The following is a 20936-nucleotide window of genomic DNA, read 5'->3' on the forward strand; positions in this document are numbered from 1 at the left end:
CGGTCGGCCGGCAGCGTTATCAGCGGCCGGAGAAATTAGCGTCATGACCAGGGAAACTGAGCAGAAAACTGAAATTACCCCGAGCGCGGCGGCGGCCGTCAACCGGTTGCGGGCAGCGATTGAAGGCGGGCAGCACTGGTACCCGGCGATACTTGAGGCGGCCGGTTACTGGCCGGAGGGCGACGAGAGTTTTGACGGCCGGGTGTACCGATATCTCATCGCCGGTGAGGCCTTTGATTTGCTGTTGCTGGCGGAGCGGGTCTCCGGTGCAGTGCCTGATCTGATTCCGGAAGCAGAGCAGGTTGACCTGTTGTTTAATTCCCAGCCGCCGATGGATTTAACCGCGGCGGAGATGCGCCGCCTGATGGGGCCGACTCGTTACCAACAGCACCTTAACTATTTTTACGGTGTCACCGTGGAGGAGGCGTTGATTCTGGCGACTCAGGATGAAATCAGGAAAGAAGAACGCTCCCTGGTGATTAAGGGCTACGATACCATTGACGAGAGCTTTTTAAGATTGTATGAAAACTCCCGTCCGGAACTGCTTAAACTGTTTCGCCGGGAACGCGGGGAGCGTCCTAACCGCTCCCTGAAACTGTCTGAAATGCGGGAGTTTACCTACTGGCTATTCAAATTTCGCCTGAGGCGGACCGATAAAGCGCGGGTAGCTTCGGACACCAAAAAGGCGTTAGCCCGGCTGAAAAGATTTCCCGGTAAAAAAGCTGATTTCGGCTTGGGGGCGCTGCTGGGAGTTTAGCAGATTGCTTCCGGCGATGGTGTCGGGTCAGCGTTTCAGTGCCGGCGGTTGCGTCCGGTCAAGCTGTGCCAGAATGATGCCGGTGATACCCAGGGCACCGATCAGGATACTGAACAGCAGGAAGGGGCGGATAGCGCTTTCCACCAGTCCGGGCAACCATAGATGAACCGCAGTCGGTACGCTTCCGAAATCGGTATTGATACCAATGGCGGCGTTGGTGGCCATAACAGTCACAAAACCAACCAATCCGGTGATAAACAAGGTCAAACCGGTGTAGAAATACCATTTACGGCGTTCCCGCAGCACCAGGTATGCCGCGCTGGCCAAAGCGGCAATTGCGACCAGCAGGCCAAGAAAACCGAAACGGTAATAATTGACATAATCTTTAATTTGCGCCAGATCCACTTGTAACTCCATCAGAGCCTGGTTGATGGCTTCCGGAGTGCCTTCAAAGGCGGCCGAATCAATTTCAATCACCGCGGGCAGACCGGCAGTTAATTCATAAAAAAAGAAATCATTGAAGGCCATCTGTCGTTGCAATGGCGTCAGGTTGCTGACCTCCGGCGGCGGGAAACGGTTATAGACGTCAAACAACGTCTGGTACATCACCGCTAGCGGCTCCCCCAGGTCAATGGCAATAGTCAGCGTATCGCGCTGTCCCAGCAAATATTCCTGTAACGGCGTCACTACCTCCCGGAGTGTAGTCTTGAACCAGCCGTCCAGTTTGACGGTGGCATCGTCAATATAGTCGGTCAGGTAGGAAAATACCGGATTAATCTGGTCGCTGATGTTACGCTGAACCATTTCTTCGGTCAGGTCAGCCCAGTCAATACGGTCAGCCAGGGAATACAGTAATTCCGGATCCAAAATAGTTTCGCCCAGAGCAACCGGCAGCTCAAGAGTATCGGTGCGGCCGAGCAGGTAATCGTAGAAGCGGTTAACGGCTTCGGCGACCGCCTCTTTTAACTCGACAGAATATTCCGGAAGTTCTGTTTGCAGAAAATCATGAACTGCCTGTGGGGTTTCACGAAAGGAGCCGCTGGCGAGCACTTCTTCCCGAACTACATCAGCAACATCAAGTTTCTGTATCTGACCGTTGATAAAACCGGGGTTCAGCACGGTAAAATTGGCGTTGATGCTGAGACCCAGTATCAGCACCAATAAAAACAACAAAAAGGCCATGACCCCCAGGCCGATGCCTCTGAAAAATACCATGTTACTCCAGATATGCTGCTAATTCCAAGACTAATTATCACGGCTGATAAGTGTTTAAGTCAAGCTGGCGCTCACTGTTGAACGGTATGCCCGATGTAATTCAGCGGTAATCGTCCCGGCCCTGCCGTTGGTGACCACTGTCCCGCCGATAGACGTAAGAGGCATCACTTCAATCAGGCTGGAGGTAATGAACACCTCATCGGCGTTGGTGAGGTCTTCAAGGGTTATCCGCCCTTCAATCGTCCGGATACCCAGTGTACGGGCTATTTCCAGTATCGTGACACGGGTGATTCCCGGCAGAATACCGGCTTCCGGGTCAGGGGTACGCAGCACTCTGTCTTTGACCAGAAAAATATTACCCCGATTGGTTTCCGCAACCTCGCCGTTCTCATTGAGCAGTATCGCTTCGTCGGCGCCTTGACGGTTTGCCTCAGCCGCCGCCAGGGTGTTTTCAATCTGATTAAGTGTTTTGTAGCGGTATATCGGTGACTTGGAATAGCGGCGGATGGCGACGACGGTTGCCCTCAGTCCGTTTTGGTAGTCTGCTTCCGAAGGTGGCTGATAGGTCTCAACGGTGACTGATACTGTCATCCGGCCGCCATAGCCGGCGGTAATCACCGGCCGGACCCTGGCGGTGGTCAGCCCTGACGCCTGGAGCGTCTGGCCGACGGCGTTTTTGACTGTGGTCATATCAACTGCAATCCTTAAATAGGCGGCGCCGGCCTGCATTCTCTCCAGATGGCTTTCCAGCCGGAATACCCGGCCGTTGTAACCACGCAAAGTCTCAAACACTCCGTAACCCTGGCGAAAGCCGGCGTCGTTGATGCCCACGGTGGCCTCACTTAAAGGCGAGATTATACCGTTGGTCCAGGCTGCATCCGGCATGCAGTTAACTCCCTCCGTATTGCTTTGGTTACGGTTAAAAAATTATACAATAAGTCATGACCGACCACAGTCATGACGGATTCCGGGTGAAACTGGACACCCTCAACCGCAAAATTCTTATGACGGATTCCCATGACCGTATCACCCGATACGGCACTGATTTCTAATGCCTCCGGTAAATTGCCCCGGTCAACTGCCAGTGAATGATAACGCCCGGCTTCAAATGGATCAGGCAAGCCGGCGAATATCGTCTGGCGGTCGTGATAAACCGGAGAACTCTTGCCGTGCGTCGGCGGTGATGCCTTGATGATGTGGCCGCCGTAAACCGCCCCGATACACTGATGCCCCAGGCAGACACCCAGAATTGGGATCCGACCGGCGAAGCTCTTGATGACTGCATTGGATATTCCGGCCGTGTCCGGGGTGCCGGGGCCGGGGGAGATGATCAGATGTCCGGGGTTAAGGTCGCGGATTTCCCTGAGGGTTATCGCATCGTTTCTAAAGACCCGGGGGGTATAGCCTAATTCACCGACATATTGTGCCAGGTTGTAGACAAAGGAATCGTAATTATCAATGATGACCACAGACTTATTCATCGGACGCCCCCAGCGCCTGGAACATTGCCCAGGCCTTGTGCCGCGTTTCCTGGTATTCTGTTTCGGGGTCGGAGTCATAGGTCACCGCCCCGCCTGTTTGAAAAAACGCCTGATTTTTCCTGGTGACGATGGTTCGAATGGCGATATTCAAGTCCATATCGCCGTTGAATCCCAGGTAACCGATGGCCCCGGTATATATACCGCGGCGGTGTGGTTCCAATTCCTCAATTATCTCCATGGCTCTTACCTTGGGGGCACCGGTGATAGAGCCGCCGGGGAAAGCGGCTTTCAACAGGCTGATACCATTTTGGTCTGCCCGCAGACGGCCGGTAACCGAGGAGGTCAGATGAAACACTGATGGGAAGGTTTCCAGCACCGCCAGGTCGGTAACGCTCACTGAACCGTAACAACAGACCCGGCCCAGGTCATTGCGCTCTAGGTCCACGATCATCATATTTTCAGCCCGGTCCTTTTCACTGGCCAGAAGTTCGGCAGAGATTATGGCGTCTTCCGCTGCGTTTTCGCCGCGCCGGCGTGTGCCTTTGATGGGGCGGGTTTCAACAGTATTGCCGCTGAGTTTAATGAAGCGTTCCGGTGAACTGGAGACTACACTGAATCCGCCGCCGTCCAGATAGGTAGCAAACGGGGCTGGATTGATCCGCCGCAGGCGCTGGTATAACTCTGCCGGCGGGATTTTCAGTTCAACAGTAAAACGTTGTGACAGGTTTACCTCAAATATGTCGCCGGAGATGATGTAATCACGAGCCCGGGCCACGGTAGCGAGGTAGTCCTCATAGCTGAAGTTGCTTTCAATTCGGGGGATTGCCGGAACGGATAGGTTGGTGCTGCAGGGAGTAATGACGCTGCTGATGCGCCGTTTGAATTCTGCCGCACGCTCCCGCGCCGCCTGAGTCCGTCCGGCTTCATCTGTTTCCGGGAAGCCGTTGCTGATAATGTAGCCGCGCTGCTCTCGGTGGTCGTAGGCGTAGACTAAGTCATATAAGCCGAAGCGGCATTCCGGGAGTTTAAGGTCGTTTACTGTCCGGCGGGGAATTTTTTCCAGCTGCCGTCCAGCGTCATAACCAAAATAGCCCACTGCCCCGCTGCAAAACGGCACCGGACTGTCCGGTGCCTCCAGAGCGAACGTTTTAAGCACTCGGCCGATCTCGTCAAAGGGATTACCCTGACGATGTTCTATCAATTGATTGTTGCGGGATACGGATATTCGCCGTCCCCGGCTGGTGATAAGTGCGAAAGGCCGGCTGCCGATGAAGGAATACCGGCTTTGCCGGTCACTGGTCAGGGCGCTGTCCAGATAAAAGACACCGGGATCGCCGCTCAGTATCTGAAAAATATCTGCAGGGTCAATGCCGGGATTCCATTCTTCAATCAGCGGCTGTCGTCGTTGGGTCATGGCTGCCCTTCCAGCGGCGTCATTCCCGGCGGCGGTTGGCCAGATGATAGAGTTTCTGGTAAGAGGCCCCAAAGTCCGGATTGGCCGCTTCCAAGGTGTTTTTTAAGTTGCTCATGCGGTTGATAAAATCTTCCCGGCGCCCGTCCCGGACCAGACCTGCCCATTCGACCGCCTTTTCCCCGAAGAGTATTTCCATTTCGGGCAAGGCCGGCAGATTAAGTTGTAGCGAAGCATACAATGCCGGGTCTTCCGACAGGACGCTCTCCACCAGTGTTAACAGCGCTTTATAGGTGATACCGCCGGCATCACTCATTTCGGTCAGTTTATCCAGGCTGACCAGCGCGTCAGCGGTTACAATGGCGATAAAATGGGCCAGTCCCAGCGATATGGACATCAGCCGGTCGTGTTCTTCAGGTGAAGTGATGCGCACTCGGGCTCCGCGGGTGGTCAACCACTCGTCTACCTTAACAGCCAGTAGCTGTTCTTTGTCGTTGGTGGGGGTCAGGATGATATTCTGGCCGTTCAGGCTTTCGGCGCCGGGCCCGAACACCGGATGAACTCCCAGTGTTTGTGTCTGTCCTAAACTGCGTTGCATCGCCGCCACCGGCATGACCTTGACCGAGGTCAGGTCAAAGACCATTTGACCGGCGTGCACATGCGGCGCCAGCTCGCCGCAGACCGTTTCAAAGCTGTCCACCGGCACTGAGATAATGATAATGTCGGCCATGGCCGCGCTGTCTAGCCGGTCGGTCGCCGCCACGCCGATTTCCACCGCAGCGGCCGCCAGTTTGTCCTTATCACGGCCGATAATGCTGACGCGGTGCCCCTGATTTTTCAGCAGCCGGGCAAACCAAGCCCCCATTTTGCCGTAACCACCGACTATCGTGATGTTTTTCAAATTATCGGGCCCTCGGATATGATCCCAGAATCTTAATGAAGAGAACATGGTCTTCCAGCGCCGGCAGGGCGGTCAGAAAACTGGCATCCTGCCGATGCCCCTCAAAATCAAGATAGAAGTTGTATTCCCAGGCTTTTTTGCGGGTCGGGCGGCTTTCAATTTTAGTCAGGTTTATCTTATGTTCTGCCAGCACCCTTAGGAATTCATACAGCGCCCCAGGACGGTGCTTGACGGCGAAGACCACTGAAGTTTTATCATCGCCGGAGGGTGGGGCGTCCTTGCGTCCGATGGCGAAGAAACGGGTAAAGTTGTTGGGGTTGTCCTGGATATCCCGCGCCAGGATTTTCATACCGTAAATGGCCGCGGCGCGTTCGCTGGCGATAGCGGCGCCATCGGCGATATTCTGTTCTTTTATCATTTTAACCGAACCGGCTGTATCGTAAGAGGGCATGAGTTCAAAATTCAGTTGACGTAAGAAATTACCGCACTGCCCCAGTGCCTGCGGGTGCGAATAGATCCGGCGCACCGAGTCCAGTGTTGCGCCGGGGTTGCCGATCAGGCAGTGGTTGACCCGCAGATGCAGCTCGCCGGAAACCATCAGACTGGATTCCAGCATCAGGTCATAGGAACGGGAAATACTGCCTTCAATAGAGTTTTCCATGGGGATGATGCCGAATTGCACCCCGCCGCCTTCAACTTCCCGGAATACGTTCTCCAGTGTTTCGCAAGCCTTGACTGAGGCCCGGGAGCCGAAATACTGAAAAGCCGCCTGCTCGGAGTAAGCCCCCGGTTCCCCCTGAAAGGCAACACTGCGTGACTGCCTTTGCCGGGCCAGTTTGATAATAGACTGATATAATTCCACCACTTCATCGGCGGTCATGCCTCCGGCGGCACCGACCCCGGTCACATGTTCAATGACCAGCCTCTCCCGTCCCAGGTCCTGAGGCGGGACTTCGCCGGCGGCCTTTTCCCGGCCAATGGCTTCGGCGATGGACAAGCGTTCGGCCAGCAGTTTAACGATCCCGTCGTCCAGTTCATCAACCCGGCGACGCAGTTCTTCAAGGCTCATTTGATAATCCTTCCAATAAATCCGCCGCGCAGGGCCAGATCGGCCAGCACCACCGCGGTCATTGATTCGGCGACCACTGCCGCCCGGGGTACTATACATGTATCATGGCGGCCGCCGACTTTAAGCGTTGCCTCTTCACCGCTGGTCAGGTCAACGGTACGCTGCTCCTTGGCGATGGAGGGGGTAGCCTTAACCGCCAGGCGGGCAATCAGCGGCATGCCGTTGCTGATACCGCCGAGAATGCCCCCGGCATTATTGCCGGCAGTCCTGACCCGGCCGTCCACCATCGCAAACGGGTCGTTGCCGTCTGAGCCGCTCATCCGGGCAACCTCAGCCCCGGCCCCGAATTCCACAGCCTTGACCGCCGGGATGGCAAAATAGGCCTTCGCCAGACATCCCTCCAGTGTGTCAAAGACCGGTTCACCCAGGCCGACCGGTAAGCCGGTCGCCCAGGCTTCAATGACGCCGCCGACGGAATCACCGGCGCGCCCGGCGGTTTTAATGGCGTCTATCATCCGGGTTGCCGCTGCGACATCGGCGCAACTGACCTCATTTTCAGCCATGATTCGGCGGATTTCACTAACATCGTCGGGCGGATCAGCCTTGATACCGCCGATTTCCACCACATGAGCCACGGTTTCAATACCGATGGTAGCCAGTAGTTTTTTAGCCACGGCTCCCGCCATGACAAAACCGGCGGTAATCCGGCCGGAGAAGCGGCCGGAGCCGCGCCAGTCGTGAAAACCGCCGTATTTTTCCCAGGCGGTAAAGTCGGCGTGTCCCGGTCGGATAAGCTTGATTACTTTTTCATATTCGGAAGAATCAATATTTCGGTTCCAGATAGACATCATGATCGGCGCTCCGGTCGTCCGTCCGTTAAAAATGCCGGAGAATATCTCCACCCGGTCTTCTTCCTTGCGCGCCGTCGCCAGCGGCCGGTTGCGGCCGCTTTTGCGTTTGTCAGCTTCCTGTTGGATATCTTCAACGGTTAGCGGCAGTCCGGCCGGACAGCCGTCAACGACGATGCCGATGCAGTCACCGTGACTTTCGCCGAAGCTGGTAATGCGGAAAATTTCGCCCAGGGAATTATTCACTCAGAATCACCTTTCCTCCGGCCTGCTGAAAATCCTGCCAAAAGCCGGGATAGGTTTTATTAACACATTCTGCCCCTTCAATGACACTATCCCCGCAGACCGTTGCCAGCATGGCAAAGGCCATGGCGATACGGTGGTCATCAAAACTGTCAATGACCGCACCGTGCGGCCGGCCGCCGGTTATCAGGAGCCGGTCATTGTCCTCAGTAACGGCAATGCCCATACGTTTTAGATTTTCGGCCACCGCTCTTACCCGATCTGATTCCTTTATTCTGGCCCGGCCCAGCCCGGTCAGGATGCTGACGCCATTCGCCGCCGCGGTTAAGCAGGCAATGGTGGGTAGCAGGTCAATGGCCTCGTCAAGGTTAACCGTTAAGGCTTTTAAAGGTGTCGGCGCAACGTTGATTACCTTATTGCCTGTCGTTACTCCGGCCTCCAGCCGTTCAAGGCAGTTTAACATGAAACGGTCGGCCTGAAAACTATCAGGATTCAGCCCGGAGACGCTTATCGGACCGGCAAGGGCGCCCAGTCCCAGGAAATATGATGCCCCGGACCAGTCGCCTTCCACCGTATAATCGGCCGGTTGATAAGTTTGCGGAAGGACGCTGAATGCCGTCATGGCAGCGTCATGTTCTACCTTAACGCCGAAATATTCCAGGTATTCAATGGTCATCCGCAGGTAATCCCTGGACCGGGCCGGGGTCGTCAGGTTGATCTTCAGGCCTTGGACAAACCGCGGCGCCGCAATCAGCAAACCGGAAATAAACTGGGAACTGACGTCGCCCGGCAGCGATACCACCCCGGCTTTGATCCGGTCGCCGGGAACCAGCAGATAATCCAGCCCCTGTTCCGCCGTTATGCCCAGTTGTTTTAAAATAGCCGGCAGCAGGGTCATCGGCCGCCGCGCCAGACCGGGGGCAAAGGTGATTCGGCTGCGGCCGTCAAGCGTGGCGCACAGGGGTGCCAGGAAGCGCAGGGTCGCCGCAGACTGCCGGCAGTTGAGGGGCTGCGGTGACGCTTGCAGCCGGCCGCCGGTTATTATCCAGACTCCAGGTTGCCGTTCAATGCCGGCGCCGAGTTGTTCCAGTACTTCCGCGGCTGCTTCGGTGTCGTCGGATATCAGCGGATTGATGATCCGGCTGGTGCCGGCGGCCAGAGCCGCAGCGAACAACGCCCGGATGGTATAGCTCTTGGACGGCGGGGCGTGGATGGTGCCCGCAACGGTGCTTTTACTGATTCGGGCTTTCATTAATATCCAGTTTCCTGATTATTTCATCAATAACGGCGGCGAAGGGCCGGTTGCCGGTGCGGACGGTAATATCCGCAGCCGCTTCGTACAGCGGTCGTCGGGTCGCTTCCAATTCCCTGATAAACTGTTCCCGGTCCGGCCGGTCCAGCAACGGACGCTTGCGGCTGAACGCCAGCCTGTCGTTGAGGGCGGCGGTGCCGGTCTGGAGGTAGACGACTGTTGCGGCCGACTTCAACCGTTCAATATTTCCCGGCCTGGCCACCACGCCGCCGCCGCAGGCGATAACGGAGTTCTCCGCGATATCGCTCACAGACGTAATCACCGCTGTTTCAAGGTCGCGGAATTCGGTTTCGCCGCCGGACTTGAAGATATTGACGATACTCATCCCGGCCTGCTGTTCAATCAGATGGTCTGTTTCAATAAAATTCCGTCCCAGTCGGCGCGCCAGCCGTTTGCCCACGGTGGATTTACCGGAACCCATAAAGCCGATCAACGCAATATTGCTTTTCATACCAATGCCGCTTCGGCCGCCTGCAGCATTACTGCCAGCGGTGCCGGTTGCCCGGTCCATAGTTCAAATGAGAGCGCCCCCTGAGCTGCCAGCATCTCCAGACCGCCGATGACGGCGCAACCGGCCGCCTCGGCCTCCCGCATTAAACAGGTGCGGCGGGGACGATAAACGGTGTCAAACACGGTCAGATCCGGCCTCAGCCATTCTTGCGGCAAGGGCGTAGCCGCCTCCTCCGGACTCAATCCGACACTGGTGGCGTTGACGACCAGTACCGCGCCTTCAAGAGCCTGCCGATAACCTTCAGCGGACGTTTCAAATGCCCGCGTTCCGGTTTCAGCAGCCAGGGCTCTTGCCGTGCTGAAAGTGCGGTTGATGACCGCTACTTCGGCACCGGCGTCCTTCAGGGCAAAAACAACCGCTCTGGCCGCTCCACCGGCGCCCAGAACAACCGCCTGTCTGCCTTCAGGTTCAAAACCGCTTTTTCTGAGGGCGGCCAGAAATCCCGGCGCATCGGTGTTGTAACCGGTCAGCTTCCCGTTCTGATTGACGATGGTATTGACAGCCCCGATACGCTGCGCGGCGGCGTCCACTGCATCAAGGAGCGACATCACTGCTGTTTTGTGGGGTATAGTAATGTTGGCCCCCCGCAGGTTGGCCCCCCGCAGGCTGCTGACGGCGGCCGCCAGATGGTCGGTCGTTACTCTTAAAGCCTCGTAGGTGTAAGGGAGTTGTCGCTCGCGAAAGGCGGCGTTGTGCATCGCCGGCGAAACTGAATGCGCCACCGGGTCGCCGATCAGAACCACCAATTTGGTATCCGCTGTCATCATGGTTTTAATAAACGGTAGATTTCCGCCAGTTGTGCTGCGGTCAGTTGGCCCGGTGCCGATTCGCGGCCGGATTCCAGCGCCGCATAGGTGAATTCCGCCCCGGCCAGCGGTGCCAGCACCCGGCTGAGCAGCCCTGCTTCCCCCATACCGAAGACGGTCAGCCGGCAGCCCTGGAATTCCTGATAAAGCCGTAGCAGGTTAAGGTTGTCCTCAATGCCGTGAGCCGTACTCACCAGCTTACAGATATCAGCCCCGGCAGCGATGGCTTGGCCGATAATGCCTTTAAGTTCTGCGGGCGGCGGGGTTAATTCAAAATTATGGTACGAAATCAAACAGCGGGTTTTCTTTTTTACCAGTTCCGCCATCTTTTTCAGATTTGGCGTGGCCAGCTCCAGATCAATGATGGCGGCGCCCAGATTCAGCGCCTTCAGCAGTTCTTCCTTGCGCTGAGCTTCACTGCCCTGCCAGGCGCCGCCCTCAGTTGCCAGCCGGTTGCAGGCCAGCCAGGGTTTGTTAAGGTGACGCACCACCTCCGGCCAGGCCTCGCCGATGAGGTCTATTCTGACTTCAAAAAGGTCGGTCGCCGGCGCGGCGGCGGCAATGGCTGCCGTATCGGCCCGGGTGATGACGGTACAGACAACCGGTTTCATCAGCGTAATACCTCGGCAATGATCTCCGGGTTGACATCAGTGCGGGCGGTTACGGTACCGATACCGGTCGGCAGGATGAATTTCAGTTTGCCGTTATCTATTTTTTTGTCGTGAAGCATGGCCCGCATTAAAGCCGGGCTGGCATTTTTGGCAACCATGGACACCGGCAGACCGGCGGCCATGATAACCTTTAAAATACGTTCCAGATCATTCCCGCTGAGCATGCCCAGCCGATAGGCCATCCGGGAGGCAGCCGCCATGCCTATCGCAACTGCTGTGCCGTGGCCGACCTTGAAATTGGACACGCTTTCCACGGCATGGCCGAAGGTATGCCCGAAATTCAGGATGTGCCGCAGTCCCCGGTCACCTTCGTCCTGTTCCACCACGTTTACCTTCACCTCGGCAGCCCGGTGTACGGCGTAGGTCAGGGTTTTGACATCCCGATTCAGCAGTACCGGCATGTTGGCTTCCAGAAAGGCAAACAGCACCGGGTCGTGGATTACCGCACTTTTGATGACCTCAGCCATCCCATTGCGGATTTCCTTGAGCGGCAAGGTCAACAGGGTAGTGGTATCACTGGCCACCAGGCGCGGCTGATAGAAGGCCCCGGCCATATTTTTCAACCGGCCCACGTTCACCGCCACCTTGCCGCCGATACCGGAGTCCACCTGGGCCAGCAGCGTTGTCGGTATCTGCACAAACGGCACGCCGCGCTGATATGTAGCGGCCACGAAACCGGTCAGGTCGCCGATGACACCGCCGCCCAGCGCCAGAATCGGCGTGGTGCGTTCCACCTTTCGGCGCGCCAGGCTTTCATAGAGCTTACCGGCGGTGGTCAGGGATTTACTGGCTTCGCCGTCCGGTACAGTGATCACCTCCGGTTCAAATCCGGAACTTGTCAGGGTTTCGGTCAATCCCGCGGCATAAAGCCGCCCCACCGTCGGATTGGTAATCACCACCACCCGGCCGCTGCTGTTCCGTTCGGCCAGCAAATCGCCTGTTTGCCCCAGCACTCCCTCGCCGATACAGACGGGGTAAGATCGTTCCTTGAGATTAACGTGTATCTGGTAAGTCATAGCCTTATTTTACGGTAATCTGACGTATCTGTCTTGCCAATCCGATGATTTCCTTAAGTTCAGCCGGGCTGATCATCTGGGAGGCATCGCACAGCGCTTCTTCCGGTCGGTCATGCACTTCAATCATCAGCCCGGAGGCTCCGGCAGCCATGGCTGCCAGGCTCATCGGCCTGATCAGGTCGCGCCGGCCGGTAGCGTGGCTGGGGTCAACAATGATAGGCAGGAATGTTTCCTTCTGCACCACCGGGACCGCCGACAGGTCCAATTGGTAGCGGGTGTAATTTTTGCCCTTGCCCACCGGCACGATACCGCGTTCACACAGAATGATGTCTTTGTTGCCCTCGGCGGCGATATATTCGGCGAAGGACAGGAATTCTTCAATTGAGGCGCCGAAATGCCGTTTGAAGATAATGGGCAATTTTGTCCGGGCCGCGGTTTGCAGCAAATCCTGGTCGTACATGTTGCGGGAGCCGATCTGGATAATATCTACATACTGGCTGACCAGAGCCGCCTGGGCCTCGCCGCGCACCTCGGTCACTACCGGCATGCCGAATTTTTCACCGGCCTCTTTGAGCCAGGTCAGCGCCTCAATAGCGCCGGCTTCCCCGGAGGCACCCAGTCCCTGGAAGGAATGCACGCTGGAGCGGGGTTTGAAGACGCCGCCCCTCAGAATATGGGCGCCGGCTTCTTTCGCCTGTTCGGCAATCCGGAACAGCGCATCCCGGTCTTCTACGGCGCAGGGCCCGGCGATAATTACCGGCTCATCGCCGCCCAGTTCCACGTTGCCGATTTTGACGATGTGGGTCCTGGTCTCGCCGTAGGCATTGGAATACTCCCGGTTTATCAATTTGTAGGGCGCTTCAATCATTCTGGCCTCCTTCACTCCCGGTAAGGCTGCCAGATGGGCAAAATCAACCTGCCGCTCATCGCCGACCAATCCGATGACCGTCAGGTGCTGTCCGTGCGACACGTCGGTGCGCAGGCCGACCTTGGTCACCTCGTCAATGACGTGCTGGAGTTGTTCCGGGCTGGCATCCTTTTTCATGATAATCATTTCCTGTTCTCCTTTTTCGTTATCCTCGTAAACTAAAAAATCCTCCCGTTTGGGAGGATTTACTGCCTGAATGCTTCTTATGTTTTAGGTGCTGTTACGCAGAAACGCCAAACCTCCCTGTTGTGCCCTTGGGGCACCAGGTAAAGTAATAATAGGCGTAAAAGCTTTGTGCGACCATTTGAATGAAGAATAACACGAGGCGGGCAGGGTGTCAAGGCAGGGTTGTCGTTGCCATTCTCCAGGCTGGGTATATTAGAATGAAAGTTAAATAAAATCTATTGACAATGGCTTGTATTGTTCCTATGATGATTATCATTAACATAATTGAACAGATATTCAATCTGTTCAAAAAAGAAAGGGGTCCAAATGCGGCGTATACTGGTGTCTCTTGGCGCTGTCCTGCTCGTCTTTGCCTTGGTCTGGTTGTATCTCATTTTTCCCGGCATGGCCAAACTCCCGGCTGATTATGAAAAGGTGTATCGGTTTGAAGGAACGGTTCAGGTTTTTAATCCGGCAACCGGGACCCTGGTGCCGATCAATACCAAAATGGATCGGACTCTGAACGCAACAGAGGTCAACGACAATGATGCCCTGATTCTGCAACAGGTCATTAAGTTCACCGAATCTACTTCAGGCGTGCCTTTGTCGGCGATTAATCCGGCTTTAGCTGCCCTGGACTCTACTGAAACCTACGCGGTGGATCGCACCACTCGCGCCAATGTCGCCGGCGGCGACAAGTCTCGCAGCGGTCAGTTCACCTTCCCGGCTGATACCCAGCAGGAAACCTATCAATTCTGGTCGGCGACCACTGGTAGCTCCCTGCCTGCGACATTCGTCGGTGAAGAGACAATTAATGGCGTTAAAGTCTATGTTTTCAAAATTGACAGCAAGGGGAATGCTTATCCCAACGCTGCCAACGGTGCCCCTCAAACCGTGGACGTAGCCACCACCATCAAGGTTGAGCCGGTCAGCGGAACTCCGGTGTACACTACGTCCAAAACCACTATTATCATGCAGGCCGGGGCGACCACCTTCATCCCGGTGCTGATCAACGAAAGCACCTTTACTCAGGCAACTGTTGACGAAGCCGCGGACGAAGCCGCTTCCAACCGCAGTCTGATTCTGTGGGCCAGTGTCTACGGTTTCTGGGCAGCCATCGGGCTGGGCGTTATTCTGGTTCTGATCGGTTTCCTAAAGAAGTCCTGAAAATCGTTTAGTCAATCAGAAATAGAATGTACGGGGGTTCTCTTCGGAGAGCCCCCGTTTTTATTAGCCAAAAATTGTAATGACTTTTACGAAAAACCGGATATAATTATTGTATATTAAGGGCGGGAGGGGACAGAATGGAACACGACCTGAAGTACCGTAAACTGCGTACCTGGAACCTTATTATGGGTGGGCTCCACCTGATTCAGGCGGCGGTGATATTTGCCCTCAGTCGGGACTTCACCATGCCGGTAACCAGTGCTTTTCTTAATTTTGATCAAGCCACTCAGTCTTTGAAACCGGTGACGGACACGGTTTTTAACCTGCCCTTCGGCGGGGGCGTGGCTTTGTTTCTGCTTATTTCGTCAATCGCCCATTTCACTATTGCCTCGCCAAAAGTATTCCCCTGGTATGCCAGGAACCTGTCCAGAGGCATCAATTACGCCCGGTGGTTTGAGTATTCACTCAGCGCTTCGGTAATGGTGGTGCTGATAGCCTTATTAAGCGGTTTGTCCGATATCGCCGCCTTGTTGAGCGTCTTTACCCTGACCGCGGTGATGAACCTGTGCGGCCTGTTGATGGAAGTGCGTAATCAGACTACTGCCAAAACTGATTGGGCGCCTTTCTGGGTGGGGTCACTGGCCGGGATAATTCCGTGGCTCGCCATCGCCTTCTATTTCTTCGGTTCCATTGCCACTGCCGATGGTGCCGTGCCGACTTTTGTCTATTTCATTCTGCCGATACTCTTTGTCTTTTTTAACCTTTTTGCCATCAATATGTGGCTGCAATACAAAAAAGTTGGCCGCTGGGCGGATTACCTTTACGGTGAGCGGGTTTATATTCTGCTGAGTCTGCTGGCTAAGTCAGCGCTGGCCTGGCAGGTGTTTGCCGGGACGCTGCGGCCTTAAACAATGCCCGATACCACCGCCGCGGCGTAATCTCGGCTGTGGGAGAGACTGACGGCCAGGTCGGTGATGCCTAATTCCAGGGCTCGCGACCTGGCCCGCCCATATAAAGTTATTGCCGGTCGGCCGCCGGGTTCGGCGGTGACTTCAATATCACGATAAATTAGTTCGTTCACTCCCAGCGCCTTGACCGCTGCCTCCTTGGCGGCGAAACGAGCTGCCAGTGACGGTAGTTTTCCGCGGTAAAGCCTGAGTTCCTCGGCAGTATAAACCCGGCCAAGGAAACTGTCTCCCCAGCGGCCGACAGCCTGTTCAATGCGGCTGATTTCTATAATGTCCACGCCCAAATATTGCTTCATGACTTAATCACCTTTATCAGTTTGACCGCCGCCACTTTGTATTCCGGGATCCCGGCCACCGGGTCGGCTGCCGGAGAGGTCAGGATATTGGTGGCGGTTTCCGGGAAATGAAAGGTCATAAAGACCACCCCCTCAGCCAACTGATTCTTTACTTCAGCCTGAGCCGTAATTTCACCGCGGCGGGAACTGACCTTGATGGTATCACCATCACTGATATTGAGTCTGGCGGCATCGTAGGGGGCTATTGCCAGCGTTTCCTGCGGTTGCAGCGTGAGCAGTCCGTTGACCCGCCTGGTCATGGTGCCGGTGTGGAAGTGATACAGACTGCGGCCGGTGGTCAGAATAAAGGGATATTCAGCATCTGTTTGTTCGGTCGATGGCCGGTATTCAATTGCCTTGAACTGTCCCTTGCCACGGGTAAAGCGTTCGGTATGCAGCACCGGCGTCCCCGGATGCGTTGCCTCGGGGCATGGCCATTGCAGTCCGCCATCGTTCAATCGGTCATAGCTGATCCCCGCATATGACGGGGTAAGCGCATTTATTTCGCGGAATATCTCTGCCGGCCCTTCATAATCAAACCCCCGGCCGCCCAGCCGTTTACCCAATTCGGCGGTAATCCACCAGTCCGGCCGGGCATCACCCGCCGGCTTTACGGCGCGGCGGATTCTTTGCACCCGCCGCTCGGTGTTGGTGAAAGTACCGTCTTTCTCCGCGAAACTCACGGCCGGCAGCACCACATGAGCCAGGTCGGTTGTCTCGGTCGGGAATATATCCTGAACAATCAGCAGTTCCAGTTTCGCCAGCGTCTGCCTCACCCGGTTGGAATCGGCGTCGGACAGCGCTAGATTATCACCCACCAGGTACAGGGCTTTGATGCGGCCCCGGTCAATGGCGTCCATGATTTCCGGTATGGTCAGTCCGGGTTGTTGCGGCAGTTTCACCCCCCAGGCGGCTTCAAACTTCTGCCGGCAAGCCTCAACGGCTGTTTCCTGATAGCCGGGATAAACATCGGGCAGTGCCCCCATGTCGCAGGCGCCCTGAACATTATTGTGGCCCCGTAAAGGGTTGACTCCGGCGCCGGCCCGGCCGAGGTTGCCGGTCAGCAGCGCCAGGTTGGCGATGGCTGACACGTTATCGGTGCCGTGAGAGTGCTGGGTGATGCCCATGGCGTAAAAAATACCCGCTGGTTTAGCGGCAGCGTACATTTCGGCCGCCGCCCGTATGTGGTCTAACGGCACGCCGCTGATCGCAGCGGCATGGTCAAGGTCAAAACCCCGCAGTGTTGCGGCCAGGGCCTCAAACCCCTCGGTGCGGTCAGTGATAAAAGCTGAATCGTAAAGCCCCTCATCAATGATCACCTTGCACATGGCCGAAAGCAGCAGCACATCGGTACCCGGTCTCAGCTGAAGAAAGATATCAGCCTGGCTCCCCAGCGGTATCTTTACCGGGTTTATCACGATCAGGCGGGCGCCGCGGCGGACGGCCTTTTTGATCTCAAATCCGATTACCGGGTGCGTTTCAGTGGTATTGGCGCCGATAATCAGCAAACAGCCGGCATCCTTGATATCGCCGATGGAGTTGGTCATGGCGCCGGAGCCGAAGGCCGTAGCCAGTCCGGCCACGGTGGGGCTATGGCACAGCCGGGCGCAATGGTCCACCGTGTTGGTGCCCAGAACCGCCCGGGCCAGCTTCTGAATCAGGTAATTCTCTTCGTTGGTAGCCTTGGCCGAGGCGATGACCGCCGTTTCCTCCGGACGATACCGGATCAGTTTGGAACAGGTATGTTCCAGGGCTTCTTCCCAACCGGTCGCCACCTGGACGCCGTCCCGGTTTTTTACCAGCGGCGTGGTCAGGCGTTCCGCATGGTGGACAAATTCCTTTATCCCGTAGCGGCCTTTGACGCACAATCTGCCGTTGGAAGCCGGATTGGCTTCATCCCCTGTCACTCCGGTAATTCTGCCGCCCCGGATTTGTAGTTTTATACCGCAACCCACGCCGCAATAGGGGCAGATGGTGGCTGTTTCTGAATCAGGTTTTACATAATCTTTAGGCACCAAGGCGGCGGTCGGGCAGTGAGCCACGCATTCGCCGCAGCTCCGGCAGTTGGTTTCAATCAACGGACGGGCGGCGGCCGTCCCCACCCGGCTTTCATAGCCGCGATCAATAAGTTCAATGGCGTTATTGCCGGTTATTTCGTCGCAGGCCCGGGTACAGCGGGCGCACAGGATACAGTAATTGCGGTCCAGGCGGAAAAACGGATTGGAGTCGTCAACGTCCTGAACCCGCCCGGAATGGGGCAGGCAGCGTTCGGTGAAGCCCAGATAGGCCGTCACCCGTTGCAGTTCGCAGTTCAGGTTTTTAACACAGGCCAGACAGTCCAGCGGATGCTCAGCCAGCAGCAGGTCAAGTACCGTCCGGCGGGCATCGGCCAGCGCCGGTGTATCGGTATGCACCACCATGCCTTCGGCCACCGGGGTAGTGCAGGCGGTCGGCAGGCCGCGCATCCGGTCTATCTCCACCACGCAGAGCCGGCAGCCGCCGTAGGGCTTGAGGTCCGGGGCGTAACACAGGTTGGGGATGTAAATCCCGGCGTCCCGCGCCGCTTCCAGCACCGTCTGCCCTTCAACGGCGATGATAGCTTGATCGTCAATACTGAGTTTAATCATCGTTATATCTTCGGTAGGCAACTTTTAGAAGGTCGATAATGAATCCATCGGCATTTATCATGTATTTTACATTCTGACATCTGGATTTTATCGTACTTCCACCGCTTCCATCTTACACACGTCACGGCAAATACCGCAGCGGTTGCACTGCGCTTCGTCCAATATCACCGGGACGCGTTTGCCGGCAAAGGTAATCGCCTGCGCCGGGCAGGCCTTGACGCAGAGCCGGCAGCCGTTGCACTTGTCATTGACGATGGCATAGGTAATCAAGGCTTTGCACACCCCGGCCGGACAGCGCTTGTGTAAAATATGGGCTTCGTATTCCTCCCGGAAATACTTCAGGGTGGTCAGTACCGGATTGGGCGAAGTGCCGCCCAGGGCGCACAACGAAGTTGCCTTGATCTGTACGGCCAGGTTTTCCAGCGTGGGGAAATCCTCCGGCCGTCCTTCACCGGCGGTTATCCGGTTCAGGATGCCTAGCATCTGCCGGGTGCCTGAGCGGCAGGGCACACATTTGCCGCAGGACTCGGCCTGAACAAATGACAGGAAGTAGCGGGCCACATCCACCATGCAGTTACCCTGATCCATGATGATCATGCCGCCGCTGCCCATGATGGCGCCGGATTTTACCAGCGATTCGTAATCAAGACCGATATCGGACAGTCCCGCCGGTAAACAGCCGCCGGAAGGCCCGCCGATTTGGACCGCTTTCAAACTCCTGCCTTTGGGCACCCCGCCACCGATGCCGAAAACCACTTCCTTCAGCGGCGTACCCATGGGGACTTCAATCAATCCCATATGGTTGATGTTGCCGGCCAGGGCAAAAACACAGGTGCCGCGGCTCCGGTCGGTGCCGATGGCGGCGTATTCTTCGGTATTGCCCGCCAGGATGTAGGAAGCCATCGCCAGCGTTTTGACGTTATTGATATTGGTGGGTTTGCCCCACAAACCGGAAACGGCTGGGAACGGTGGGCGGGGCCGCGGCATACCGCGCCGCCCCTCAATGCTGGCGATAAGCGCCGTTTCCTCACCGCAGACGAAAGCCCCGGCGCCCTCTTTGATGACAATGTCAAAATCAAAACCGGAGCCCATGATATCATGTCCCAGTAAACCGTTTTCACGGGCTTGCAGCACCGCATGCTTAACCGTAGTGACCGCCAACGGGTATTCGGCGCGGACGTAGACATAGCCTTCGGCTGCGCCCACCGCATACCCGGCGATAATCAGACCTTCAATGACTGAATGCGGGTCGCCCTCCAGAATGGATCGGTCCATAAAGGCTCCGGGATCGCCTTCGTCGGCATTGCAAATGACGTATTTCGGTGAGCCGGCAGCATCACGGCAATACTGCCATTTCTGCCCGGTAGGGAAGCCCGCGCCGCCCCGGCCGCGCAGTCCTGAAGCCATCATCTCGTCAATAACCTGTTGCGGGCTGAGCGCCGTCAGTACCCGGTGCAGTCCGGTATAGCCGCCGCGGGCGATGTAGTGGCTGATGCGCAGCGGATTGACGTGACCGCAGTTTCTGAGTGCAATGCGTTTTTGTCCCCTGAGCATGGGCATCTCATCAAGCGTCGGCACGCCGTCTATCCTGCCTTCGCCGACGGTGCATAAGGCCAAATCCGGGCGCGGGTTGCCGTTACCGATGTAGTCTTCAATGATGCTGACGGCTTTTTCCGGGGTCATGAAACCGTAACTGATACGGGGCATGCCGGGTAATACGATATCCATGGTCGGCTCGGCATAACACATGCCGAAGCAGCCCACCTGGGTGATGGTGGCCTTGATATTGGTTTTGTCCAGCGCGGTATTAATGGCATCCAATACGCTCATGGCGCCGGAAACTTTACCGCAGGTGGCGGTGCCGATGAGGATATGGGGTGTCCGGCTTTGAATCAGCCCCTGCCATTCAGCTTTGGCTTCAGTCTGGAGGGTCGTAAAATCCGTTACGGCCGGCATGTGCAGCCCGTTCCGTTCTTCTTCCGGCTGGTCAGCGCATCAAGTATCTTGCCGGCGGAGGTTTTACCATGGATATCTTCGTTCACCAGCACCACCGGCGCCAGGGCACACGCGCCGATACAAGCCACTGTTTCCAGTTCGTATTCCAGGTCGGGGGTGCTTTCGCCGGGTTTGATGTCAAGTTGCCGTTCCAGCTCACTCAAAATGCGTTCCCCGCCGCCGACATGACAGGCAGTGCCGCGGCAAACCTTAATGATATTCCGCCCGGCTGGTTTGAATTTAAACTGGGTGTAAAACGAAGCCACGCTGTAAACCGTGCTTTCCGCCAGCCCCAGTTGCTCCGCTGCAGCAGTGATGGCCTCCGGCGGCAGGTAGCCCAGTTGCTGTTGGAGTGATTGAAGCAGAGGAATCAAATTGGCGCGGTCACGGCTGAAGTGCTCGGTGGCGGCGTTAATGGCCTTTTCGCTTATCGTTGGCTGGGTCAGCTTCATAAACCGCCTGACGGATAAAATATCGTTGGAAGAAACTGGTGAGGACTAAGCTAATTAT

The 20936-nt window shown here is 56.4% G+C and carries 20 protein-coding genes; 3 read left to right on the forward strand and 17 right to left on the reverse strand.

The window, feature by feature from the left end:
- Positions 1-43 precede the first annotated feature (43 nt).
- Complete coding sequence (locus V8247_RS05715; protein ID WP_338736881.1) at positions 44-757, forward strand: hypothetical protein; 714 nt, start codon at positions 44-46, stop codon at positions 755-757.
- A gap of 27 nt (positions 758-784) precedes the next feature.
- Here the strand turns inward: V8247_RS05715 and V8247_RS05720 are convergent, their stop codons facing one another.
- Genes V8247_RS05720 through aroF form a run of 13 tightly spaced genes read right to left on the reverse strand, consistent with a single transcriptional unit; the run spans position 785 to position 13295 of the window.
- Positions 785-1972, reverse strand: a complete 1188-nt coding sequence (locus tag V8247_RS05720; protein ID WP_338736882.1) for a hypothetical protein — start codon at positions 1970-1972, stop codon at positions 785-787.
- A 54-nt stretch (positions 1973-2026) separates the two neighbouring features.
- Positions 2027-2857 (reverse strand): aminotransferase class IV, encoded by an 831-nt coding sequence (locus V8247_RS05725; protein WP_338736883.1) that lies wholly within the window; start codon positions 2855-2857, stop codon positions 2027-2029.
- Entirely contained in the window at positions 2827-3453 is a 627-nt protein-coding gene (locus V8247_RS05730) for an aminodeoxychorismate/anthranilate synthase component II (protein WP_338736884.1), read from the reverse strand. The genes V8247_RS05725 and V8247_RS05730 overlap by 31 nt, the downstream gene beginning before the upstream one ends.
- Positions 3446-4867: an aminodeoxychorismate synthase component I gene (pabB, locus tag V8247_RS05735; protein ID WP_338736885.1), complete on the reverse strand. Its 1422-nt coding sequence runs from the start codon at positions 4865-4867 to the stop codon at positions 3446-3448. Before pabB ends, V8247_RS05730 begins: the two co-directional genes overlap by 8 nt.
- A 19-nt stretch (positions 4868-4886) precedes the next feature.
- Positions 4887-5765, reverse strand: a complete 879-nt coding sequence (locus V8247_RS05740; protein WP_338736886.1) for a prephenate dehydrogenase — start codon at positions 5763-5765, stop codon at positions 4887-4889.
- 1 nt (position 5766) lies between these two features.
- A complete protein-coding gene (gene pheA / locus V8247_RS05745) occupies positions 5767-6834 on the reverse strand; it encodes a prephenate dehydratase (RefSeq protein ID WP_338736887.1) in 1068 nt (355 codons plus the stop codon).
- On the reverse strand, positions 6831-7928 hold the full coding sequence (gene aroC, locus V8247_RS05750) for a chorismate synthase (protein WP_338736888.1): 1098 nt from the start codon (positions 7926-7928) through the stop codon (positions 6831-6833). Before aroC ends, pheA begins: the two co-directional genes overlap by 4 nt.
- Complete coding sequence (aroA, locus tag V8247_RS05755; RefSeq protein WP_338736889.1) at positions 7921-9177, reverse strand: 3-phosphoshikimate 1-carboxyvinyltransferase; 1257 nt, start codon at positions 9175-9177, stop codon at positions 7921-7923. The genes aroC and aroA overlap by 8 nt, the downstream gene beginning before the upstream one ends.
- Positions 9158-9688, reverse strand: coding sequence for a shikimate kinase (locus V8247_RS05760; RefSeq protein ID WP_338736891.1), 531 nt, complete (start codon positions 9686-9688; stop codon positions 9158-9160). Before V8247_RS05760 ends, aroA begins: the two co-directional genes overlap by 20 nt.
- Positions 9685-10515 carry a shikimate dehydrogenase gene (locus tag V8247_RS05765; RefSeq protein ID WP_338736892.1) on the reverse strand — a complete coding sequence of 277 codons (831 nt, stop codon included), beginning with the start codon at positions 10513-10515 and terminating at the stop codon, positions 9685-9687. The genes V8247_RS05760 and V8247_RS05765 overlap by 4 nt, the downstream gene beginning before the upstream one ends.
- The gene (locus V8247_RS05770; protein WP_338736893.1) at positions 10512-11165 is read right to left on the reverse strand and encodes a type I 3-dehydroquinate dehydratase; all 654 of its coding nucleotides are present in this window, start codon (positions 11163-11165) and stop codon (positions 10512-10514) included. Before V8247_RS05770 ends, V8247_RS05765 begins: the two co-directional genes overlap by 4 nt.
- Positions 11165-12241 (reverse strand): 3-dehydroquinate synthase, encoded by a 1077-nt coding sequence (aroB, locus tag V8247_RS05775; protein WP_338736895.1) that lies wholly within the window; start codon positions 12239-12241, stop codon positions 11165-11167. Before aroB ends, V8247_RS05770 begins: the two co-directional genes overlap by 1 nt.
- 4 nt (positions 12242-12245) lie before the next feature.
- On the reverse strand, positions 12246-13295 hold the full coding sequence (gene aroF, locus V8247_RS05780) for a 3-deoxy-7-phosphoheptulonate synthase (protein WP_338736896.1): 1050 nt from the start codon (positions 13293-13295) through the stop codon (positions 12246-12248).
- 366 nt (positions 13296-13661) lie between these two features.
- Between aroF and V8247_RS05785 the strand changes: the two genes are divergently transcribed.
- Both V8247_RS05785 and heR read left to right on the forward strand, forming a co-directional pair.
- Positions 13662-14501: a porin PorA family protein gene (locus V8247_RS05785; protein ID WP_338736897.1), complete on the forward strand. Its 840-nt coding sequence runs from the start codon at positions 13662-13664 to the stop codon at positions 14499-14501.
- 137 nt (positions 14502-14638) lie between these two features.
- Positions 14639-15409: a heliorhodopsin HeR gene (gene heR / locus V8247_RS05790; RefSeq protein ID WP_338736898.1), complete on the forward strand. Its 771-nt coding sequence runs from the start codon at positions 14639-14641 to the stop codon at positions 15407-15409.
- Here the strand turns inward: heR and acpS are convergent.
- From acpS to nuoE, 4 genes are all read right to left on the reverse strand, one after another.
- Positions 15406-15765, reverse strand: coding sequence for a holo-ACP synthase (acpS, locus tag V8247_RS05795; RefSeq protein WP_338736899.1), 360 nt, complete (start codon positions 15763-15765; stop codon positions 15406-15408). The two genes, heR and acpS, sit on opposite strands and share 4 nt — an antisense overlap.
- Positions 15762-18437: a formate dehydrogenase subunit alpha gene (gene fdhF, locus V8247_RS05800; protein ID WP_375340886.1), complete on the reverse strand. Its 2676-nt coding sequence runs from the start codon at positions 18435-18437 to the stop codon at positions 15762-15764. Before fdhF ends, acpS begins: the two co-directional genes overlap by 4 nt.
- Positions 18438-18518: 81 nt before the next feature.
- Entirely contained in the window at positions 18519-20387 is a 1869-nt protein-coding gene (locus tag V8247_RS05805) for an NADH-quinone oxidoreductase subunit NuoF (protein WP_338736901.1), read from the reverse strand.
- Positions 20375-20878 carry an NADH-quinone oxidoreductase subunit NuoE gene (gene nuoE / locus V8247_RS05810; protein ID WP_338736902.1) on the reverse strand — a complete coding sequence of 168 codons (504 nt, stop codon included), beginning with the start codon at positions 20876-20878 and terminating at the stop codon, positions 20375-20377. Before nuoE ends, V8247_RS05805 begins: the two co-directional genes overlap by 13 nt.
- Positions 20879-20936: the final 58 nt, after the last annotated feature.

Origin of the sequence: Dehalogenimonas sp. W, from assembly GCF_037094495.1 — a bacterium.
Lineage (GTDB): Bacteria > Chloroflexota > Dehalococcoidia > Dehalococcoidales > Dehalococcoidaceae > Dehalogenimonas > Dehalogenimonas loeffleri.